This is a genomic window from Methylobacterium sp. WL18 (genome assembly GCF_008040015.1).
Lineage (GTDB): Bacteria > Pseudomonadota > Alphaproteobacteria > Rhizobiales > Beijerinckiaceae > Methylobacterium > Methylobacterium mesophilicum.
On the sequence record NZ_VRVD01000686.1, the window covers coordinates 1 to 2376 of the forward strand.

A 2376-nucleotide genomic window follows, 5' to 3' on the forward strand; every position below is an offset into this window, starting at 1 on the left:
GGGTGTGAGCGAGGAAGTGGGCGGCGGCGCCGGCCGCGCAGCAGGCGGCACCCAGGCCGATGGTCAGCGACGACATCGCAATCCCTCCTCATCGCGCGCCGCCGCCGACGACCACGACGTCGAACCGGTCGGATGATGTGGTGAGCATGCGGGTGATTACGCGGGCGCGGCCGGAACGGTCAACGCATCCGGCCGCGGGACCCTTGGATCGAACCAGGGAATCGACGCGCTCGACGGCTGTGTCCCACGCATGGCGGGGCAGGGGGCCATGAACAGGGCGCAGTATTCGATGCAGTCCCGATGAGCGCAGTACGATTTCTTGCCGCCGGAGCTTCGGAAATTCTAGACGGCGCGCAGACAGACAAGCTCTCGCGCACGCTTGCCAGTGCTTTCGCGTCGTGTCAGCCTGCCAACGAGATGAAATCCTGAACGGACAACGACGTCCGACAGGCCCCGGGACCGGGACTGTTTCGCAGCGTCGGCGGGCGGCGCGCGATGAGGAGGGATTGCGATGTCGTCGCTGACCATCGGCCTGGGTGCCGCCTGCTGCGCGGCCGGCGCCGCCGCCCACTTCCTCGATCACACCCACCGCAAGGAAGGCCTGTTCGGCCTGGCGGCCTTCGGGCTGCTGCTGACTGGGATGTTCCTCAGCCGGTCATAGGCGGGCGTGGCGGTCGAAATCGGGGGTCACCTGTTCCCTGCCCGCATCCCGAGGCGCGACCTCATCCAACGCGAGCCGGGCCCGGACGCCTCATCCCCTCCCTGGATGAGAGCGAGGACGGGAGATGCCGACCGGGCCTCCGCTCACCCGGTCATGGCCGTGGCGGTGTAGCCGGCCTTGGTGAGGGCGTCGGCGATCACCAGGGCCTGGGCGTCGGTGCGGATCGCGACACGCCCGGATTCCCGGTCCACCTCGACCTCGGCTCCCGGGTCGATCCGGTTGACCGTGCGGGTCACCGCGGCGGCGCAGCCGTCGCAGGTCATGCCCTCCACCTGCATCAGCAGGTCGGCGCGTGTCTCGTCCATCCGGGCCTCCATCAACCGTGTCACCGGCATCCCTGTGACGGGCCATGTCGGAGCGCGGCGCAGCCGGCGCAAGACGCCTCAGAATTGAGCGGGCATGCGGAACGCGTAGTCGACCTTCAGGCCGAACTGGAACTGGTCGGGGTTGCCGAACGGCCGGCGCACCAGCGGGCTGTCGCCGGACGCGCCCAGGATCCGGGCGTAGCCGGCATAGGCCGTGTAGGCCCAAGTCTCGCTCTGGGTGTAGGTCACGGCGCCGAGCACGCCGGCCGAGTAGAAGCCGCCGGGATTGTACGGGGTCACGCGGCCGTTGAGCGCGGCCTCGGCCGGCGACACGCCGAAATACTTCCGGGCGTAGCTGGCATCGCCGACGTTGAGGCGCGGGCCGATCGAGAACAGGAACGCACCCGTGGGCATCAGGTAGTCGGCGGCCAACGAGCCGACCGTGCCGTGATGCCCGTACACGCCCTGGCGGATTTCCACGCGGGTGCGGATGGACGGAGAGGGGTAGAACTCGGCGAACACGCCGGGCTCCAGGGCGATCCGCGCATCCCGGAATCCGAACAGGTGGCGCCGGTCGTCGCCGTAATAGCGGCCGGGCACGATCCGGGCGGTCGGGCCGATCCGGAACACCGGATCGTCGTAGAACGAGACGCTGAAGCCGTCATCCGGGGTCGAGAAGCGGCGCGGCTCGCCGGCCTTGCGGATGTCGATCGAGGGATAGCCGACCGCGGTGTAGTCCGAGGCGCCGGGATAGCGCGGGATCGCCTGGAGCGAGGCGCTGATCGTGACGATCCAGGTGCTCGGATCGACGGCGCCCGGGTCGAGCTGCGTGAAGACCGGCCCGCGGCGCGCGGGCGCCGCCTCAAGATCTGCCGCGCGGGTCGGGGCGGCGGCGAGGACCAGAACGAGGGCGCCGACGGACGAGCCGACACGGCGGAGAGAACGGGGCATCGGAACGCACTTCGGAACGCTTGAAGACACTGTGGCCATAGCCGCGCTTTATGGCGCCTTTTCTTTCCATCCACATGAGCGCCCCGCGCAATCGTCTTCCGATCACTCGCAAACCGCCCGGCCGTGACGATTCCGCAACGTTCCGGCTGGCTCCGGCACCACACCGGGCGGAATTCGCGTCCGCTCGCCTTGCCGCCGCGGCCGCACGGCGACAAAGATCATCGAATCGGTCTTCGCCCGCCGAATCATCCCGGGACTTCCCCCGGCGGCCGGTGCGTGACCCGGGTAGGTGTTTTTGAAGATGGTCCCGGTCCTCGGCCGGTACGCGGGGCTGTTGGCGGCCGGGCTCCTGGCGCTCGTCGTGCTCGGGCCGCTGGCGGTGTTCGCGCCGCTCATGAG

General features: G+C 69.5%; 3 protein-coding genes. 1 reads left to right on the forward strand and 2 read right to left on the reverse strand.

Translation table 11 applies throughout. The annotated features are described in order from the left end of the window. Positions 1-511: 511 nt before the first annotated feature. Complete coding sequence (locus FV228_RS33485; RefSeq protein ID WP_187193489.1) at positions 512-661, forward strand: hypothetical protein; 150 nt, start codon at positions 512-514, stop codon at positions 659-661. 143 nt (positions 662-804) lie between these two features. On the opposite strand, the gene FV228_RS26995 is transcribed toward FV228_RS33485, so the two are convergent. Beyond that, a complete protein-coding gene (locus FV228_RS26995) occupies positions 805-1026 on the reverse strand; it encodes a heavy-metal-associated domain-containing protein (protein ID WP_147857329.1) in 222 nt (73 codons plus the stop codon). Between the two features lie 78 nt (positions 1027-1104). Continuing rightward, on the reverse strand, positions 1105-1977 hold the full coding sequence (locus tag FV228_RS27000; RefSeq protein ID WP_147857330.1) for a MipA/OmpV family protein: 873 nt from the start codon (positions 1975-1977) through the stop codon (positions 1105-1107). Positions 1978-2376: the final 399 nt, after the last annotated feature.

Coding starts and splice junctions, on each gene's coding strand:
- FV228_RS33485 (WP_187193489.1), top strand. CDS start 512: ATGTCGTCGCTGACCATCGGCCTGGGTGCCGCCTGCTGCGCGGCCGGC.
- FV228_RS26995 (WP_147857329.1), bottom strand. CDS start 1,026: ATGGACGAGACACGCGCCGACCTGCTGATGCAGGTGGAGGGCATGACC.
- FV228_RS27000 (WP_147857330.1), bottom strand. CDS start 1,977: ATGCCCCGTTCTCTCCGCCGTGTCGGCTCGTCCGTCGGCGCCCTCGTT.